16 protein-coding genes are annotated in these 18,205 nt (G+C 31.5%); all 16 read left to right on the forward strand.

Annotation, left to right across the window (positions count from 1 at the left end; all coding sequences use genetic code 11):
* Nucleotides 1–18 precede the first annotated feature (18 nt).
* The 16 genes from asnB to VRU49_RS04735 all read left to right on the forward strand — a co-directional run bounded on the left by asnB (nt 19) and on the right by VRU49_RS04735 (nt 18,205).
* Nucleotides 19–1,848, forward strand: a complete 1,830-nt coding sequence (asnB, locus tag VRU49_RS04660; RefSeq protein WP_330145623.1) for an asparagine synthase (glutamine-hydrolyzing) — start codon at nt 19–21, stop codon at nt 1,846–1,848.
* 11 nt (nt 1,849–1,859) lie between these two features.
* Nucleotides 1,860–3,026, forward strand: coding sequence for a glycosyltransferase (locus VRU49_RS04665; RefSeq protein ID WP_330145624.1), 1,167 nt, complete (start codon nt 1,860–1,862; stop codon nt 3,024–3,026).
* Complete coding sequence (locus tag VRU49_RS04670; RefSeq protein WP_330145625.1) at nt 3,019–4,170, forward strand: N-acetyl sugar amidotransferase; 1,152 nt, start codon at nt 3,019–3,021, stop codon at nt 4,168–4,170. The genes VRU49_RS04665 and VRU49_RS04670 overlap by 8 nt, the downstream gene beginning before the upstream one ends.
* 5 nt (nt 4,171–4,175) lie before the next feature.
* Complete coding sequence (gene hisH, locus VRU49_RS04675) at nt 4,176–4,793, forward strand: imidazole glycerol phosphate synthase subunit HisH (RefSeq protein WP_330145626.1); 618 nt, start codon at nt 4,176–4,178, stop codon at nt 4,791–4,793.
* Nucleotides 4,794–4,795: 2 nt separating this feature from the next.
* On the forward strand, nt 4,796–5,542 hold the full coding sequence (locus VRU49_RS04680) for an AglZ/HisF2 family acetamidino modification protein (protein WP_330145627.1): 747 nt from the start codon (nt 4,796–4,798) through the stop codon (nt 5,540–5,542).
* Nucleotides 5,543–5,580: 38 nt separating this feature from the next.
* On the forward strand, nt 5,581–6,759 hold the full coding sequence (locus VRU49_RS04685; protein WP_330145628.1) for an N-acetyl sugar amidotransferase: 1,179 nt from the start codon (nt 5,581–5,583) through the stop codon (nt 6,757–6,759).
* Nucleotides 6,752–7,948: a hypothetical protein gene (locus VRU49_RS04690; RefSeq protein ID WP_330145629.1), complete on the forward strand. Its 1,197-nt coding sequence runs from the start codon at nt 6,752–6,754 to the stop codon at nt 7,946–7,948. The genes VRU49_RS04685 and VRU49_RS04690 overlap by 8 nt, the downstream gene beginning before the upstream one ends.
* Entirely contained in the window at nt 7,941–8,837 is an 897-nt protein-coding gene (locus VRU49_RS04695; RefSeq protein ID WP_330145630.1) for a glycosyltransferase family 2 protein, read from the forward strand. Before VRU49_RS04690 ends, VRU49_RS04695 begins: the two co-directional genes overlap by 8 nt.
* A gap of 216 nt (nt 8,838–9,053) precedes the next feature.
* Nucleotides 9,054–9,845, forward strand: coding sequence for a hypothetical protein (locus VRU49_RS04700; protein WP_330145631.1), 792 nt, complete (start codon nt 9,054–9,056; stop codon nt 9,843–9,845).
* A 210-nt stretch (nt 9,846–10,055) separates the two neighbouring features.
* Nucleotides 10,056–11,057, forward strand: a complete 1,002-nt coding sequence (locus VRU49_RS04705; protein WP_330145632.1) for an NAD-dependent epimerase/dehydratase family protein — start codon at nt 10,056–10,058, stop codon at nt 11,055–11,057.
* A 9-nt stretch (nt 11,058–11,066) separates the two neighbouring features.
* Nucleotides 11,067–11,819 carry a glycosyltransferase gene (locus VRU49_RS04710; RefSeq protein WP_330145633.1) on the forward strand — a complete coding sequence of 251 codons (753 nt, stop codon included), beginning with the start codon at nt 11,067–11,069 and terminating at the stop codon, nt 11,817–11,819.
* A gap of 10 nt (nt 11,820–11,829) precedes the next feature.
* On the forward strand, nt 11,830–12,729 hold the full coding sequence (locus VRU49_RS04715) for an NAD-dependent epimerase/dehydratase family protein (protein WP_330145634.1): 900 nt from the start codon (nt 11,830–11,832) through the stop codon (nt 12,727–12,729).
* A gap of 8 nt (nt 12,730–12,737) precedes the next feature.
* Nucleotides 12,738–13,712: an MraY family glycosyltransferase gene (locus VRU49_RS04720; protein ID WP_330145635.1), complete on the forward strand. Its 975-nt coding sequence runs from the start codon at nt 12,738–12,740 to the stop codon at nt 13,710–13,712.
* Between the two features lie 132 nt (nt 13,713–13,844).
* Nucleotides 13,845–15,785 carry a polysaccharide biosynthesis protein gene (locus tag VRU49_RS04725; protein ID WP_330145636.1) on the forward strand — a complete coding sequence of 647 codons (1,941 nt, stop codon included), beginning with the start codon at nt 13,845–13,847 and terminating at the stop codon, nt 15,783–15,785.
* Between the two features lie 7 nt (nt 15,786–15,792).
* Nucleotides 15,793–16,458 (forward strand): hypothetical protein, encoded by a 666-nt coding sequence (locus tag VRU49_RS04730; RefSeq protein ID WP_330145637.1) that lies wholly within the window; start codon nt 15,793–15,795, stop codon nt 16,456–16,458.
* A 70-nt stretch (nt 16,459–16,528) separates the two neighbouring features.
* Nucleotides 16,529–18,205 (forward strand): capsule assembly Wzi family protein, encoded by a 1,677-nt coding sequence (locus tag VRU49_RS04735; RefSeq protein ID WP_330145638.1) that lies wholly within the window; start codon nt 16,529–16,531, stop codon nt 18,203–18,205.

Genomic DNA, 18,205 nt, shown 5'->3' on the forward strand with positions numbered 1-18,205 from the left:
AATTATTTATACTAAAATATGTGCGGTATAGCAGGTCAAATAAGTTTAAGCGGTAAAAAAGTAACATTAAGTCAAGTCGAATCTATGACTAATGCCATAGCGCATAGAGGTCCAGATGGATTTGGGCATTGGATAGATTCGGAAGAACAAATATGTTTAGGTCATAGAAGACTTTCAATTATTGACTTGTCAAATTTTGGAGACCAGCCTATGCATTATCTAGATAGATATACCATAGTCTTTAATGGAGAAATTTATAATTATATAGAGATAAAACAACAGCTTTTAACACTGGGTTATACTTTTAAAAGTAATTCAGACACGGAAGTGTTGTTAGCGCTTTATGATCACAAAAAATCTAAATGTTTAGAAGATTTGGAGGGTATGTTTGCTTTTGTGATCTATGATAAAGTTGAAAAAAAAATATTTATTGCTAGAGATAGGTTTGGTGAGAAACCTTTCTTTTATAAAGTTGAAGATGGAATTTTTTATTTTGCTAGCGAAATTAAAGCATTTTGGGCTAATGGACTTTCAAAAGAAATGGATATGGAAACTGCCTTCTATTTTCTTAATTATGGACGTGTTCATCATCCAACGGATAGAGAAAAAACTTTTTTTAAGGAGATTTTTAAATTAAAGCCTAGTCATTCCATTGAGATACAAAGAGGGGTTAAAGAAATTATACAAAAGGAATATTGGAGTTTACCATCAGATGAGCTAAAGGAAACTGATTTAATAGTAGATAAGGTAAAGGATGAATTTTTCCACCTTTTTGAAGCCTCAATTAAAAGAAGGTTAAGAAGTGATGTTCCAATTGGAAGTAGTTTAAGTGGTGGTCTAGATTCTAGTGCTGTAGTTTGTATGATTGATTATTTAAACAAAGGTCAAAATTTTAGTCAAAATACTTTTAGTGCTCGTTTTCCCGGTTTCGCTAAGGATGAGGGCCAATTTATGGAATTAGTTCTTAATAAAACCAATGCTACACCTTATTATACTTTTCCAGATAAAGAAGGTTTTATAGAAAACTTTCAAAAATTATGTTTTCATCAAGATGAGCCATTTGGTAGTGCAAGTATTTATGCGCAATACGAGGTGATGCGTTTGGCTAAAGAGAATAATGTAACCGTATTATTGGATGGACAGGGTGCGGATGAATTACTCGGTGGATACATGTTTTATGCAAACACTTACAATAGAGAATTATATGGGGATAATGTTGTAAATACAATACAATCTAAAGGTTCTATTAAAAACTTAATTAAAAGTACTTTTTCAGGGGCATATAAACGTTATTTAGATAAAAAAATTGAAAAGAGTTATAAAGATAATTTATTAAAAAATGGATATTCACATCAGTTTGTAGAATTTGCTTCTAAACTTTCTGAGCCTAATGAAATTCATTACTCATTAAATAAGCATTTGGGCCATGATTTGATGAATGGGAATTTGGAAGATTTACTGCGTTATGCAGATAGAAACTCTATGGCTCATAGTAGAGAAGTAAGATTGCCATTTCTTGATAAGAACTTAGTTGAATTTTTAATGAAATTACCAAGTTCTTATAAAATAAGAAATAATTGGTCTAAATGGATACAGAGAGAAGCATTTAAAAATATTTTGCCAGAGGAAATTACTTGGAGAACGGATAAGATTGGTTATGAGCCTCCTCAAAAGGATTGGATGAAAGATGATAGAGTAAAAGAAGTAATTGTAGAAGGTAAAAGGAAACTTTTAAAAGCAGGTATTATAACAAAAAAAGAAGCTGAGAGAAATCCTGAAGCTGTTAATGCAAATGAAATAAATGATAATAGTTGGTATCAATTAATGATTGCTAGCTACATTAATTAAATATTAAACGGGTGAAAAAAGCAATTCATATTTATCTGTCTACTTTTGAGAATGAAAGTAGAATCTTGAAACAAACTAAAAGTATTATTGATCACAAAATTGTAGATCAGGTTATAGTTTTAGCCAGAGGTAAAGAAGGTTTGCCTGAATTTGAAAATATTTCCCCGGGCAGATCGGTAGTACGGGTAAGATCTGAATTTATGAAGGATAAAATACCTTTAAGAGGTTTTGGGAAGATTACCCTTTTATTAAAAATGATGGATTCTGTCTTGAAGTTTTATAAGATTATTAAAAAAGAGAAACCTTTATTTATAAATCTACATCAAGTAGCATTATTGCCTTTAATTCCTATATTCAAGTTGGCATCTAGAAAATCAAAATTCATATATGACGCACATGAGTTGGAAACAGAAACGAATGGTTTAGCTGGAAACAGAAAAAATATTTATAAAAAAATAGAATCCAAATTTATAAAATCTTTTGTTCAAGTATTTGTTGTTTCTCCTTCAATAGAAAAATGGTATAGAGATAAATATGGCATAAAAAATATAGCCACAGTTATGAACTGCCCTATTTATAAAAGCTCAATTAAAAACAATCTTTTTCGCGAAGAATTTGGAATATCTAATGAATCAAGAATTTATTTATATCAAGGAGCGTTATTTAAGGGTAGAGGGATCGAAATTCTACTAGATGCCTTTGCAGAAATTAATGATCCTAAATATACATTAATTTGTATGGGGTATGGAGAATTTGAATCTGAGATTAAAGAATACGCTAAAAAATATAAAAATATTTTCTTTAAAACAGCTGTTAGTCCAGATGTTGTTTTAAATTTCACGTCTTCTGCTGATGTTGGGATATCAATGATTGAAAATGTTTGTTTGAGTTATTATTATTGTTTACCTAATAAATTGTTTGAGTATTTAATGGCAGAAATACCATGTATTGTTTCAGATATGCCCGAGATGAGGAATTATATTAATAAATATAATACAGGTGTAGTTTGCAAAGGTACAGACAAACAATCGTTAATTAATTCCATTTTAGAGATGGATAATTTTGATTATCAAAGATTTCAACAAGAGGTTGAAAAATGTAAAGTTGTTTTTTCATGGGAAACCCAAGAAAAAGTAATGATTAATGAATATAGAAATTTACTTTTAAATCATGCATAATACAGAGTACAGGCAATGTTCTTATTGCATAATGGATACCACAGATTCACGAATTGAATTTGATGAGAATGGCGAATGTAATCATTGTAGGGAATACAAAGATTACGAGAAAAACTACAAACTTAAAGGGGAGGCTGCAAAAAAGCAAACCGACAAGATTGTAGCTCAAATGAAAGCGGCCGGAAAGGGGAAAGAGTATGATTGTATAATGGGTATAAGCGGAGGTGTGGATAGTTCTTACTTAGCTTATTATGCTACAAAAGTATTAGGATTAAGAGTTCTTTTAGTGCATGTTGATACAGGTTGGAATTCTGAATTGGCAGTTAAAAATATTGAAAACATAGTTAGAATACTTAATCTTGATTTACATACTTTAGTAATAGACTGGGAAGAGATGAGAGACTTACAAAGATCTATGTTCTTATCTTCAGTTCCAAATTGCGATATACCTCAAGATCATGCATTTATTGCTTCGTTATATAGTGAAGCAAAAAAATATGGATTAAAGCATATTTTAAATGGTGGAAATATGTCAACTGAATCAATTCTTCCTCAAAGCTGGGGATATGATGCATCAGATTGGGTACATCTAAAAGATATTCATAATAAATTTGGTAAGGTAAAATTAAAGCAATATCCACATATTAGTTTTTTTAAAAAATCTATTTATTACCCTTATATTTTAAAATTAAAAGTTCATAGACCATTAGAGTATATCGAATACAATAAGGCTGATACTAAAAAGTTTTTAATTGAGAACTTAGGATGGAAAGATTACGGAGGGAAACATTTTGAATCAAAATACACCCAATTTTTTCAAGCTCATTATTTGCCAACTAAATTTGGTTATGACAAACGATTAGCTCATTTATCTAGCTTAATTGTTTCTGGACAAATGACGAGGGAAGAGGCACTTGAAGAGATGGCTAAGCCAATATATGATGCAAATCAATTGATAGAAGATAGAGAGTATTTTATTAAAAAATTGGGCTTTACAATTGATGAATGGAATAAAATCATGTCTGCACCATTAAAAACTGAGCATGACTATAAAAATAATATTTTCATTAAAAATGCTTTTATGAGGTTTTTGGAGCTTGTACTCCCGGTTATATCAGTTATTAAGAAAATTAAAAACAGGTAATTTATATGATCACCATTATAGACTACAAAGTAGGGAATCTCGGTTCAATTAAAAACATGTTGAAGAAGGTGGGAGAGCAATCTATCATTACTTCAAACTTGGATGATGTGAAAAATGCGGAGAAACTCATCCTGCCAGGTGTAGGGTCTTTTGATAATGGCGTTAGAAACTTGAAAGAATTGGGTCTTTGGGATGTGTTAAATGAGAAAGTCTTGGTTAAAAAAACACCCATTATGGGCATTTGTTTGGGCGCTCAATTAATGACAACAGGCAGTGAAGAAGGTAATGAAGCAGGGTTCGGTTGGGTAGATGCAGAAACGGTTAGATTTGATATCGATAAAACTTCGAGATTAAAAGTGCCTAATATGGGTTGGAATAACACTCATATTATGAAAGAGAGTAAATTATTTGATCAGCACTTAGAAGAAGTGCCTCGCTTTTATTTTGTACATTCGTACCACTTTAAGGTACATAATCCAGCCCAAATACTTACTAATAGCACTTATTCTTATGAATTTGTATCTGCCTTTGAAAAGGATAATATAATAGGGGTGCAATTTCATCCTGAGAAATCGCATAAATATGGAATGAGTTTGTTTAGAAATTTTGTAGAAAAGTATTAGATATGGAAAATGTAAGAGTAATTCCCGTTCTATTATTAAAGGGAATGGGATTATATAAATCTATAAAATTTAAGGATCATAAATATGTTGGCGATCCCATTAATGCAATTAAGATATTTAACGAGAAGGAAGTTGATGAGCTCGTTTTTTTAGACATTACAGCAACAGTAGAGGGAAGAGAGCCTAATTATGACATGCTTACAGACATTGCTTCAGAATGCTTCATGCCATTGTGTTATGGAGGTGGAATTAAGTCGTTAAGTCAAATAGAAAAGATATTGTACTGTGGGGTAGAAAAAGTGTCACTAAATTCACAAGCCTTCGAAAATCCAAAATTGATAGCTGAGGCATCAGAAAAATTTGGAAGTTCAACTATAGTTGTCTCTATGGATGTTAAAAAGGGATTTCTTTCAGGGCAAAATGTTTATACGATGGCTGGGACAAAAAACACCAAGAAGAGTCCTGTTGATTATGCAAAACAAATTGAAGATTTAGGAGCTGGAGAAATTTTATTAAACTCTATAGATCAAGATGGGGTTATGAATGGTTACGACTTAGATTTAGTACATGCTATTTCGAGTAATGTAAGTATTCCGGTAATAGCGTGTGGAGGTGCAGGCGCTGTACAGCATTTTAAAGATGCTGTAAACAAAGGAGCTTCTGCAGTTGCAGCAGGTAGCTTTTTTGTGTTTCAAGGCAAACATAGAGCTGTTTTAATAACCTATCCTTCTAAAAAAGAGTTGATCTAAAAACTCTTTTACTAACTTTAGCGTATATTTTAAAAAGTATGATACCGACTAAATTCTTGCCTTTAGATTATAAACAATGTACTAAAAGTGTGATGGATAATATTTCTGATCCAAACATTACATTTGATGCAGAAGGTATCTCTAATTATTATTATCAATATCAAAAATTTGCTTCAGAAGAGCGTTTTACCCCTGAAAACAAAAAAATAGGTTTAGAAAGAGTAATCGCTGAAATGAAGGAGGCTGGTAAAGGCAAAAAATACGATTGTCTTTTAGGTTTAAGTGGTGGGGCTGATAGTTCTTATATGGCTTGGATCGCAAAGGAACATGGATTAAGACCGTTGGTTGTTCATTTTGATTATGGTTGGAATACAGATTTAGCTACTTCTAACATAGAAAATGTCACTAAAAAATTAGGCTTTGAATTGTATACTTATGTGATAGATTGGCCTATTATACGAGACTTGCAGAGGAGTTACTATAAAGCATCTGTAATAGATTTGGATGTGCCAGCTGATCATACCATTTTTGGTTCTATTTTTCAAATAGCGAAAAAAATGGGCATTAAGCATCTATTAAATGGTACTAATTATCAAACTGAGTTGATTATGCCTAAAGGATGGAATTATTTGAAGACGGATTTGATTAATATTAAAAATATCCACAAAAAGTTCGGAGAATTGCCTTTAAAAGGCGTGCCAACCAATGGAGTTCTTGATCAAATTAAATATAGATTGCATGGAATAGTTGGGATTCCCCTACTTTATTATGTGGATTACAACCAAAAAGATGTTGTAGAGCTTTTACAACGCGAATTGGGATGGAGGAACTACGAGGGGAAACACTTTGAAAATATTTTTACCCGCTTCTATCAAGGAGTAGTACTGCCCAATAAATTTGGGGTCGACAAAAGGAAGCCTCACCTTTCTAACATGATATTTTCTGGGCAGATAACAAGAGAAGAAGCCTTAGTAGAGTTATCTAAACCTACTTATGATCTAAATCTGCAAGAAGAGGACAAGGATTATATTGCTAAAAAATTAGGTTTTACGACAGATGAATTTGAAATTATTTTAAATCAAGAGAATGTGGCGCATGAATTTTATGGTACAGACGCTACGATTCGACAAAAAATATATAATTGGACCAGCTGGTTTTTGCCACATAAATATAAAATGATGGTGAAAGAAAAGGTACTTAGAGATTTAAATGGATAGGACTATTAACTATAATTTACATTTTAGTCCTGGTAAATGGATGCATATAGGTATGTTTTTTACCATATTTTTTCCATTTATTCCCAGTATTATCCCTGGAACAGATACCCAACCAACTTTTTTTTTGTTATTTAATTGTTCGATGATTTATTTATTGGTAAATTATCAATATCAAAGTAGATATTTTGAGCTTAATTATAATAAAATTGGGGCTATTAGTGCCCTTTTTGGATTAATTTTAATGTCTGTGATTTTGGCTAAACTATTTATAGCGTCGCCAACATTATGGGCTAGAATCATATCTTTTTTGCAATTTAGTTTTGCTTTATTCTTTGCCTATAATTCTGCATACTTCTTCAAGATAGAATCTCTAAAGAAGGTTTTTTGGGTTTTTGCGATTTTTTCTGTTATTTATTTCTTAACACATGGATTAGTAGAAAGAATATTAATATCATCTAGAACCGATTCTTTTGAAATGTTAGCAGCCTCAGGAAGAGGGGCAAAAACTCTTTCTCCTGAACCTTCATTTTTTGCTTTACATATGTTTAATCTGTATTTGATTTTTCATTTATTGGCAAGTAAAGAATCTAAAAAGAAATATGGAGATGTAGTATTTTGGTTAACTAGTTTTTGTTTATTGGCCTCGCTTAGTGGTTATGGTTTTATTATATTTTTGCTGATTCTTTCTATGCGTTATACTAAAACCATGATAATCTTTGGATTAATATTTATGGCTTCATCTGGTTTAATTTTAAATTATTTTGATTCCTTAGCAGATTTTAGAGGGATTAAATTGCTTACAGAAATATTACTTAAAAATCCAGCATTAATATTAAATGATGCCAGTTTTGCTTCAAGGTTTGGTTCATTTTTTGCCTATATAGAGAATATAAAAAATAATTTCATTTTTGGAGATGGTTTTACTTTATTGCAAGGAGGAGGCTTTATAAGTATAGTTTCATCATTAGGACTTTTAGCTGCAATATTTTTAATATACGTAATTGTTCAGATTTTTAAGTTAAAGGATGGATCTGCAGCTTTAAAATTCATGCTTGTTTTTTGGTTCCTGTTAAATTTGTTTTCAGGCCCTATTGGTATTCCTACGCTAGGTGTTATTGTTGGTTTAATTTTAAGAAGAAATTTAAAACAGAATAATTTTTTAAAGTTCCAAAACTTGTCTAATGCCTAATTCATCAAATCTCAAAGTATCTATTTTATTAGCGGTTTATAATGGAGAAGCCTACATTGAAGCTGCCATACAAAGTGTGCTCAATCAAACTTATGAGAATTGGGAATTGATTATTGTAGATAATGGTTCAACTGATAATACGGCAAAAATTTGTTTAAAATATGCTGAGCTAGATGACAGAATTAAATTCTTTAAACTATTAGAAAAAGGTAAGACTAAAGCTTATAATAAAGCTTTTGAAGAAAGTGCAGGCGATTTTATTTGTTATTTTGCTGCGGATGATATATTAGAGTTTGAAAGTATTGAGAAAAGATTAAAAATAATTGAATTAAAAGAAAATGGCACTTCAACTTGTTTGTTGAAGACTTTTTCTGATGATTCTGCTCACAATGGAGTTGTTTTTCCCAAAAAGAAAGACTCGCCAAATTATTCAGGTGGGTCCATTTTCTTTCATAGAAACATTGCAGAGAAGTTATTCCCAATTCCTTCTTCATTGCCAAATGAAGATACCTGGTCGTCGTTACACATTAGAGCTTTTGGGAAAAATTTCCATTTACCAGAAGTATGTTATCATTATAGAATACACGACAATAATTCTTATGGCTATACTTTAAGTTTTGAAGAGAAGAGAGAAAAGTTTTTGCATAGAATGTCGGCTTATGAGCTATTTTATGAGAAATTTAAAAATCAAGGGATCGATTTTGTAGATGTTTATATTCATTCCTTCGTGAAAGCATTGGCGCACGCTAGAAAATGGAATAGATTGCCTATTATGACCATGACGAAATTACCGCTTCGTGAGCGTTTAATCTTCGTTTTTTATAGTTCCCCTTTCCTATATAAAATTCGCTATAAATATTTTAAATTTTTTAGCGGTTTATTTAACTAGCTGATTCATAGTTAGTTTTTAGATAATTTTTATTATCTTTATTTTATTAGAAATTATCTAATATGATAAATACTTAATGAAAATGTGCTAAAAACTTGACCTATGCATTTTTTAAATGAAGGACGATATTATTTTATAATAGGGCTTGCCATTATTTTACTGCTTTCCGTTGGATTGTTTTCAATGCTGACCTTCAAGAAAAAATGAAAATTTTTATTGGTTGATTTATTCTTCATTGGTTTATCATTTGTTTTTTGCTATTATTTTGTTAGAGCATATAAACCATTTGTTTATATGACGTATTATGATTTATATCATCTAAAAAGGAAAATCGATGCTAAAGAGGTCTTTATTGAGCCAAATTATTTGAATGTCCTTCAAGTAAGAAGTAGAGCTATTATCGAAAAATCTAATTCTTACGATGAATTACTTAGAAATACAGATATACTTATTGTAGAATTGCAGAAAAAACTTTTAATAAAGGAAGATCTTTCAAAAGTTTCGGCAATTTCGGTTTTATTGTCAACGTTTTTCGCTTATGGAAATCCTAGGCCATTAGAAGAAGAAGTGGGTTGTTTAATAGAGAACGCTTCTTTAAAAGAGGTAGAAACAGCTCCTCTTTTAAATAAAGATTATTTCTATTTAAAAAACAGTGAGATAGGTTGTTGTACAGATTATGCTTATATAATGGGGAGATATTTAGCGCATTATCAATTTAAACATAGAATAGTGTCAATTTCGGGGCATATATTCAATGAAGTTGAAATAGACGGGAACTGGTTTACCATAGATGCGAATACAGGTTTATTAGCTTCAAAGCGTTTTCCTTCTAGTAAAACCAATTTTGACTTATATTTTCTGCCACATTTTGGCATGACAGAATCTAAATATTATAGGCAAGTTTTAGTCCCATTCAGAGAATTTCTGACGAACTCATTTGGGGATTCAGGATTTGCTAAACAGCTTTTTATAGAATATATAGATTTTGAAAAGTTTAAGCCTTTTTAATTTAATCTTCCTTTTCTATTTTAAGGTTTCAATTGTGAATTTTCTCAATTTTTAATTGGTTTTGGAGCTAATTTTTTACATTCAACGCTCAGCTTTAATTTAAAGTCAAGGTTAAGTTTACTTTAACCATGACATTTGTAGTCTTAAACAATAATTTTTTCACTTTATATTTAAGCATATTGGTATATTTGCAAATTATTGATAGGATTTATGAAGATATGTATAACCGGCGGAGCCGGAATGATTGGAAGCAGACTTACAAAGAGACTTTTAGCAGAAGGACATTCAATTCAGATAATAGATAATTTATGGCGAGGTAAATTGGAGAATATCGCCAACCTATCGGGCTTTAATATGGAGCACGATTTTTTTAATATCGATTTATCAAATCCTGAAAATCAAACTCAAGTTGTTTCAATTCTATCAAATGCAGATGCTGTAATTCACTTAGCAGATATAGTTGCTGGAATTGGATATGTATTCAACAATCAATACGAGATTTTTAGAATCAATAATTTAATCAATACCAATCTTTTTAATGCTTGCGCTAAGGCAGAAGTAAAAAAGATTATCTACGCTGGAACAGCATGTAGTTTTCCTAAAGACTTGCAAATGAGCTTAGACTCTGAGCTTAAAGAAACGCAATTATATCCAGCAGAACCTGAATCAGCTTACGGTTGGAGTAAACTAATGGGGTCATTAGAACTTCAATTTATGCAAGAAAGATATGGTATGCAAACCACAACTTTAATGTTGCATAATGTTTATGGTCCAAATTGTGATATAGATCCTAAAACTTCTCAAGTTATTCCATCTATCATCAGAAAAATAGTTGAACTACCAGAAGGCGGAACACTAGATGTATGGGGTTCAGGAAATCAAGGTCGCGCTTTTATGCATGTAGATGAAATTTGCAATGCATTTGTAGCGGCTTTAAACAAAGAAAATTTACCTCCAATTATTCAAATTGGCCCAAATCAATGTACTTCTATAAAGGAGTTGGTTCAAATTTTAGTGAACAAAATAGCCAATAAGAAAATTGAAATTCACTACGATTTAACTAAGCCTGAAGGTGATAAAGGTAGATTCGCAGATTATAGTTTAGCAAAAGAAGTATTGGGGTGGGAACCATCGGTTTCTTTAGAAGATGGACTGAGAGAAACCTATCAATGGGTATCTGATTTAGTAAAAAAACAAGCTGTCGCTGAATAATAACTGCACATGAAAATATCAGTAGTTATCCCCAATTTTAACGATTTACGTATATCGAGAGCAATTAATTCTGTTCAAAGTCAGACTTATAAAAACATTGAACTGATTGTGGCTGATGGAGGCTCTAAAAATGAAGAATTATTAGCCTATTATTCCCAATTGCCAAATGTTAAAGTTAATATTGAAAAAGACAACGGTATTTTTGATGCATTAAATAAAGGAATTGCATTAGCAACCGGCGATGTGATTTACCTAATGGGGTCTGACGATTATTTGTCGGATAATTTAGCTTTTGAGCAAGTTGTAAATAAATTTAATGCCAATTCTTCGCTTGATGGCGTATGTATCGGCTGCGAGTTTTTTAATGAAGAAGGTAAAATTATTAGAACTTGGTATCCAGATAGTGTATCATCTAAGAAAATAAAATGGGGTATTTTCCCTCCGCATTTCTCACTATTCCTTAAACGTCATTTATACGAAAAAGTAGGTCCGTTTAATTATAAACTTTATAATAATATTGCTGGCGATACTGTTTGGCTGTTAGATTTAGCAGTTAAAGTTCCTGATTTTAAAATAGATGTTTTAAATGCACATCATTTAAAGATGGAATATGGTGGCGCGAGTACTGGGTCAAAAAAGGCAGTAATTAGGCAGTTTAAAGTGGTTGCTGATTATGCAAAACGTAATAGTAAGCATTTGCCTGCTTGGTTTTTACTTTCTCCAATAAGAACTTTTTCTAAAGTATTTCAATTGAAATTCTAAACCTTTTCCTATGAAGCATATCCTAATTACAGGTATTAATGGTTTTGTAGGAACAAATTTGGCGCCTTTTCTCGCTAATCAATTTAAAGTAGAAGGACTTTCACTTAGAAATGGTGTGCCTAATAATTTAGAAATACAGGCTGATACGGTTATACATCTGGCAGGTTTAGCACACGATTTAAAAAAGTCTAGTCAACCAGATCTTTACTATACCGTTAATTACGAATATACCAAGGCACTTTTTGATGCTTTTATTGCTTCAAAGGCCACTTGTTTTATTTATATAAGTTCGGTAAAAGCTGCGGCTGATACTGTAGAGGGTAATTTGACAGAAGAAATTGAGCCTCGACCAATTACAGATTATGGTAAATCTAAACTTAAAGCCGAAAATTATATTTTAAACTATCCTTTGCCGGAAGGGAAGCGCTTTTATATTCTGCGTCCATGTATGATTCATGGGCCAGGGAATAAGGGCAACTTAAATTTGTTGTTTCAGTTTGCAAAAAGGGGCATTCCATATCCATTAGGTGCATTTAATAATAAAAGATCGTTTTTATCTATAGATAATTTGAACTTTATTATTGAAAACCTGATTAAAAAGGAAGCGCCGAGTGGTGTGTATAATGTTTCGGACGACGAGCCATTATCTACAGTTGAAGTGGTTAAAATCCTTTCTTCTGCTGTAGGCAAGCAACCAAAGATTTGGAATTTATCTACAAAACTGATTAAACTTATTTCGAAAATAGGTGGCATATTAAAATTGCCCTTAAATGAAGAACGATTAGAAAAATTGACTGAAAATTTTGTGGTAGATAATTCTAAAATTAAAAAAGCGCTTCAGGTTAATTTGCCTTTAACAGCTGCAGCGGGTATGCTCAAAACAGCACAATCGTTTACTACTAAATCTTAAATTGCTTTATGGCCGCTATAAATTTGGAAATAATACTCATCTTTTTGCCTCTATGTTTTGTATTAGAGCTCTTATACTTTAAGCTGGCAAAGCAATTTCATATAATTGATAGACCTAATGAAAGAAGCTCTCACACCAAAGTGACTATTAGAGGTGGTGGGGTAATATTTTCTTTGACGTTATTATTTGGGGTATATTATTATAACTTTCCATACTTTTTAGCTGGGCTTATCCTGATTTCTGCAATTAGTTTCTTAGATGATATAGTTGAATTGAAAAGTGGAATAAGGCTAACTGTACAATTAATAGCGGCATTATTGATGTTTTATCAGTTAGGGTTATTTGCAATTGAGTGGTATTGGTTATTGGTGGCTATGGTCTTTTTATTAGCAACGCTAAACGCCTATAACTTTATGGATGGAATAAATGGGATAACTGGTGGTTATAGCACAGTGGCAATAGGTACGTTGATGTATCTTAATTCGAGTATGAATTTTACTTCGCAGAATTTTTTATTGTTAACACTTTTGTCTTTATTCGCATTCAATTTCTTCAATTTTAGAAAGAAAGCCAGGTGTTTTGCTGGTGATGTTGGGAGTATTGCCATAGCCTTTATTATTGCATTTGTAATTGGTCAATTAATAGTTTCTACAGGTAATTTTAGCTATATATTTCTGCTGCTATTTTATGGTATGGATGCAGCTATAACGGTAATTTTTAGAGTAATTAGAAAAGAAAACATTACTAAAGCACATAGATCGCACTTTTATCAGTATTTAGCCAATCAGTTAAAATGGCCACATTTAAAAGTAGCTTCCTTATATATGTTTTTACAATTGTGCTTTAATATAATGGCTATTCTATTTTTAAATTGGGAGTTTGTTGCTTCCCTAGCATTGGTGCTTGCTATTACAATAGTATTTGTGGTATGTAGATTTAAAGTAGAGGGTAAAGATTATTTAATGAAATCTACTAGCATTTAGAGCTAAATATTGATATATAATTTCTTTAAGTTGCAGCCAAATTGCAAAAAACTGAATTTAAAGTTAATTTTTTCTTGATTTTTTAAATAAAGATTTTAGTATCTTTACATATACTAACCAACTTGTCATCCCTTGTTTAAGAAGATTAATATTGTTCCGCGTTGGATTATATTTTTATTAGATATTAGTGCTTGTAGTTTTGCATTGATATTTGCTTACAGTTTAAGATTTAATATGGATCTTACAGCTGTTGATATTGAAGAGCTGTCTAGAAATTTATTGATACTCTCCATTATTAATGCTGTGGTTTTCTATTTAATAAAAACTTATAGTGGTATTATTAGATATACAAGTGCTCAGGATTCATTCAGGATTTTAGGCTCCATCGTAATCTCTAACGGTGTATTTTTTGTATTAAATTTAATTTCAGTTGCTTTTTATTCTACTTCTTTAATCCCTTATACTGTATTAATTGCGAATGGTTTAACCAGTTTCTTGATGCTGATAACTTATAGAGTTATGGTGAAGTACTTTTTTATGTACATCAAGAATTTAAAGCTAGACAAGAAGAAGGTCATTATTTACGGAGCTGGGGAAGCAGGGTTGGCTACTAAAAGAACTTTTGATCATGATAATAGAGTAAATAAAAGTATTGTTGCCTTTGTTGATGATGATCTGCGAAAAGTAGGTAAATCTATTGATGGGGTAAATATTTTAAATGCACAAAAGTTAGAGCAATTAATTAGCAAACATGAAATTGATGAAGTTATTTTTGCTTCATACAGTATTCCAGTTGAAAGGAAGAATGAAATAGTTGATAAGTGTTTGGCTAGTGAAGTTAATGTCCTAACCATACCTCCACATGATGCTTGGATTGGAGGAAAATTACAAGTTACTCAAATTCAAAGTTTAAATATTGAAGAACTACTAAATAGAAAGTCTATTCAAATAGACATAGAAGGAATAGGTAATCAGCTTAAAAATAAAAGAATTTTAGTTACTGGTGCTGCAGGTTCAATAGGAAGTGAAATTATTAGGCAATTAACTAAGTTTGAAACTGGGTTAATTATTTTATGTGATCAAAATGAAACAGCTTTACACGAATTATGTTTAGAGCTGGAGATTTATAGAGATGATAAAAATTTCCATCCATTTATTGGAGATGTGAGGGATTTAAAACGAATGCAACATTTGTTTTTAAATTATAAGCCACATTACGTATATCACGCAGCAGCGTATAAACATGTGCCTTTAATGGAGGACAGTCCATCCGAAGCCGTTAAAACCAATGTTTTAGGGACTAAAAATATTGCAGATTTATCTGTGAAATTTGGGGTTCAGAAGTTTGTAATGATTTCAACTGATAAGGCTGTAAACCCTACAAATGTAATGGGTGCTTCTAAAAGGATAGCCGAAATTTATGTACAATCTTTAAATAATACCTTAAGTAGCGATGATTATTTATTCACAAATGGCTTAAGTTATATTAACGATTTAAGTGTAAAACCTATTACGAAATTTATTACTACAAGATTTGGTAATGTATTAGGTTCTAACGGTTCTGTAATTCCTAGATTTAAGCAACAAATAGAAAAGGGAGGTCCAGTTACAGTTACACATCCAGAAATAACTCGCTATTTTATGACTATTCCTGAAGCTTGTAGGTTGGTTCTGGAGGCGGGCTGTATGGGAAAAGGTGGAGAGATTTTCATTTTCGATATGGGTAAATCTGTGCGTATAATAGAGCTCGCGAAAAAAATGATTAGGTTGGCTGGATTGGTGCCAAATAAGGATATTAAGATCGAATTTTCGGGATTAAGACCAGGAGAAAAACTTTACGAGGAGCTTTTAAACGATAATGAAAATACGCTGCCTACCCACCATGAGAAAATTATGATTGGTAAGGTTAGAGAGTATGTGTTTACAGAAATTGAAACCCAAATTTATGAACTCATTGATTTTGCAAAAGTGAGTAACGATAGAAACGTGGTGGTGAAAATGAAGGAGTTAGTAAAAGAATTTATCAGTAATAATTCGGTTTTCGAAGAGTTAGACAGTATAAGAAATAAATAAGATTACTATGCTAAGGTTTAACTCTAGTGCTGCCTTTTTTCTTTTGTCAATAATCGTTTTATTTAATATTAGTTGCGCAAAACAAGTAAAACTAGAAACTGAAGTTTATTTTAATGATTTTGAATCTGGAAATTCTACTGGTATTCAAAATTTAAAAGTGGTAGATTTTTTTCAAACTAAGGTTGCCGGATTTTATAATAATCAAGAATTATTAGTTGAAATAAATAATCTCCCAAAACATGCCGTAGCAATTATTGATTTTGATTTATATATTCATGATAGTTGGGATGGGAATAGCTTGGAGGGCGACGGGATAGGTGGACCTGATATATGGAAGTTTAGTGTTGATGATAAAAATTATATCAATACTACTTTTTCTAATACTTATTGTGAACCAGGAAGACATTGTCCGCCTCAATCTTACCCTAACGATTATCCCAACAATAATAATCTGCCTAGGGCTGGCGTTTTTAGTACTATGCCAGGAGTTTGTTTAGAAGCCAATAACCCTTCAGGCACTAGTTTATATAAGATTTCTAAGACCATAAAACATAATAGTAATAAAATGCTTTTATCATTTAAGGATTTATTGGTGCAAAAGAATACCTCAAATCCACTTTGTGATGAGAGCTGGTCTATAGATAATATTCGAGTTCGAGTAATTGAGTTGTAAAAAGTAACGTACTTTAGCTTTGCTAAACCGTAATTGTTAAATTTAATAAGCCTAAACTAAACTATATAATTTGAGAGTTTTAATCGCATTAATTTTTCTGTCTATAAGTTTTAGCGCCAATGCTCAAACTATTTCGGTGGGCAAAATTGGCCTGGAAGATTATTATAGAAGACAGCAGTTATTAGGAAATATTGATTCGAATGTTTCTTTTACGGTTAGACCAATTTATCCAAAAGTTAAGTTCAATAAGGAAGATGTATTCTTTACAGCGGATGAGGATGTGAATTTTAAAAGGATAGATCAAGCATCGTTTTTCTCAACTGCAAATAGCAAATGGAAGGTGAATTTATTGCCGTTAGAGTTTAAGACACAAATAAATTCTCATCATCCTTATGGAATGAATGACGGTCCAATGATTCCGAATAAGGGAATTCAGGCTTATCTGAGTGGAGGTTTTTCTGCTGAAATTGGGATGTTAAGTATTCAGCTTAATCCAGAGTTTGTAGTTGCTTCAAATAATGCGTTTGATGAATTTAATAAGGATCATTATGATGTGGTAACCGCCAGATATTATGATTTTTATAATAATATTGATTTGCCTACGAGGTTTGGAACAAAAGCGTATGCAAAGGCATTTATAGGGCAAAGTAGTATTAGGTTAAATCATAAATCGCTATCGGTAGGATTATCAACAGAGAATTTATGGTGGGGGCCAGCATTGCGTAATTCGTTGTTAATGAGTAATAATGCGCCAGGGTTTGCACACTTAACTTTAAACACTATAAAACCTATAAATACAAAATTTGGAAGTTTAGAAGGACAAATTATTGCAGGTAGATTAAAAGGATCGGGATATGCTCCTCTAGCTGAAGATAGATTTTATTTTAACAGCAATTTATACGTCCCTAAATCAGAAGATTGGCGCTATTTAACCGGTTTTGTTTTTACTTATCAACCTAAATGGGTACCAGGATTATTTTTAGGACTTACCCAAACCAAACAATTGTATAGTAAGGATTTAAATGAAATTGGAGATTATTTACCATTCCTATCATCGAATAAAAATACAGTTGCTCAAGCAAATAATTTACCAGATCAACGTTATTCCTATTTTTTGAGATGGTTATGGAGTAAGGAGCAAGCAGAGTTTTATATAGAATACGGTAAAAATAATTATCGTGAAACAGCTAGAGAAAATGCTTTAAGACCCGAAACTTCTAGAGGTTATACAGTTGGTGTAAGAAAATTAATACCCTTTGGCTCCAGAAATAAAGAAAATTTAATGATTGGAGTAGAGGTTAGTCAATTGCAAGAAACAAAGCCAGAACTTATTGCTCAAGGTCGAAGTTGGTATTTAAATAAATACATAAGACAAGGATATACGCATTTAGGTGAAGTAATTGGAGCTGGAATTGGTCCAGGCGGTAATGTTCAATCTTTAGATGTTAGTTGGGTTAAGGGTTTAAAACGCTTAGGTTTACAATTTGAGCGGTATGTTCATAATAATGACTTGTATTATTATATTTTCACGGAGTCGCAAGATTTTAGAAGACATTGGGTAGATTTAAGTATTGGCGCCCATGGCGATTGGAATTATAAGAACTTTATTTTTAATGCTAAGGTACAAGCTATTAAGTCTTTAAATTATCAGTGGTATTTATCTCAAAATCAAAACCAATCTTATATGGTAAAGGGTTTAGATGCTTTTAATTTTAATGTACAGTTGGGTTTAAGTTATAGATTTTGA

It is taken from the genome of Pedobacter flavus, from assembly GCF_036324285.1.
GTDB lineage: Bacteria > Bacteroidota > Bacteroidia > Sphingobacteriales > Sphingobacteriaceae > Pedobacter > Pedobacter flavus.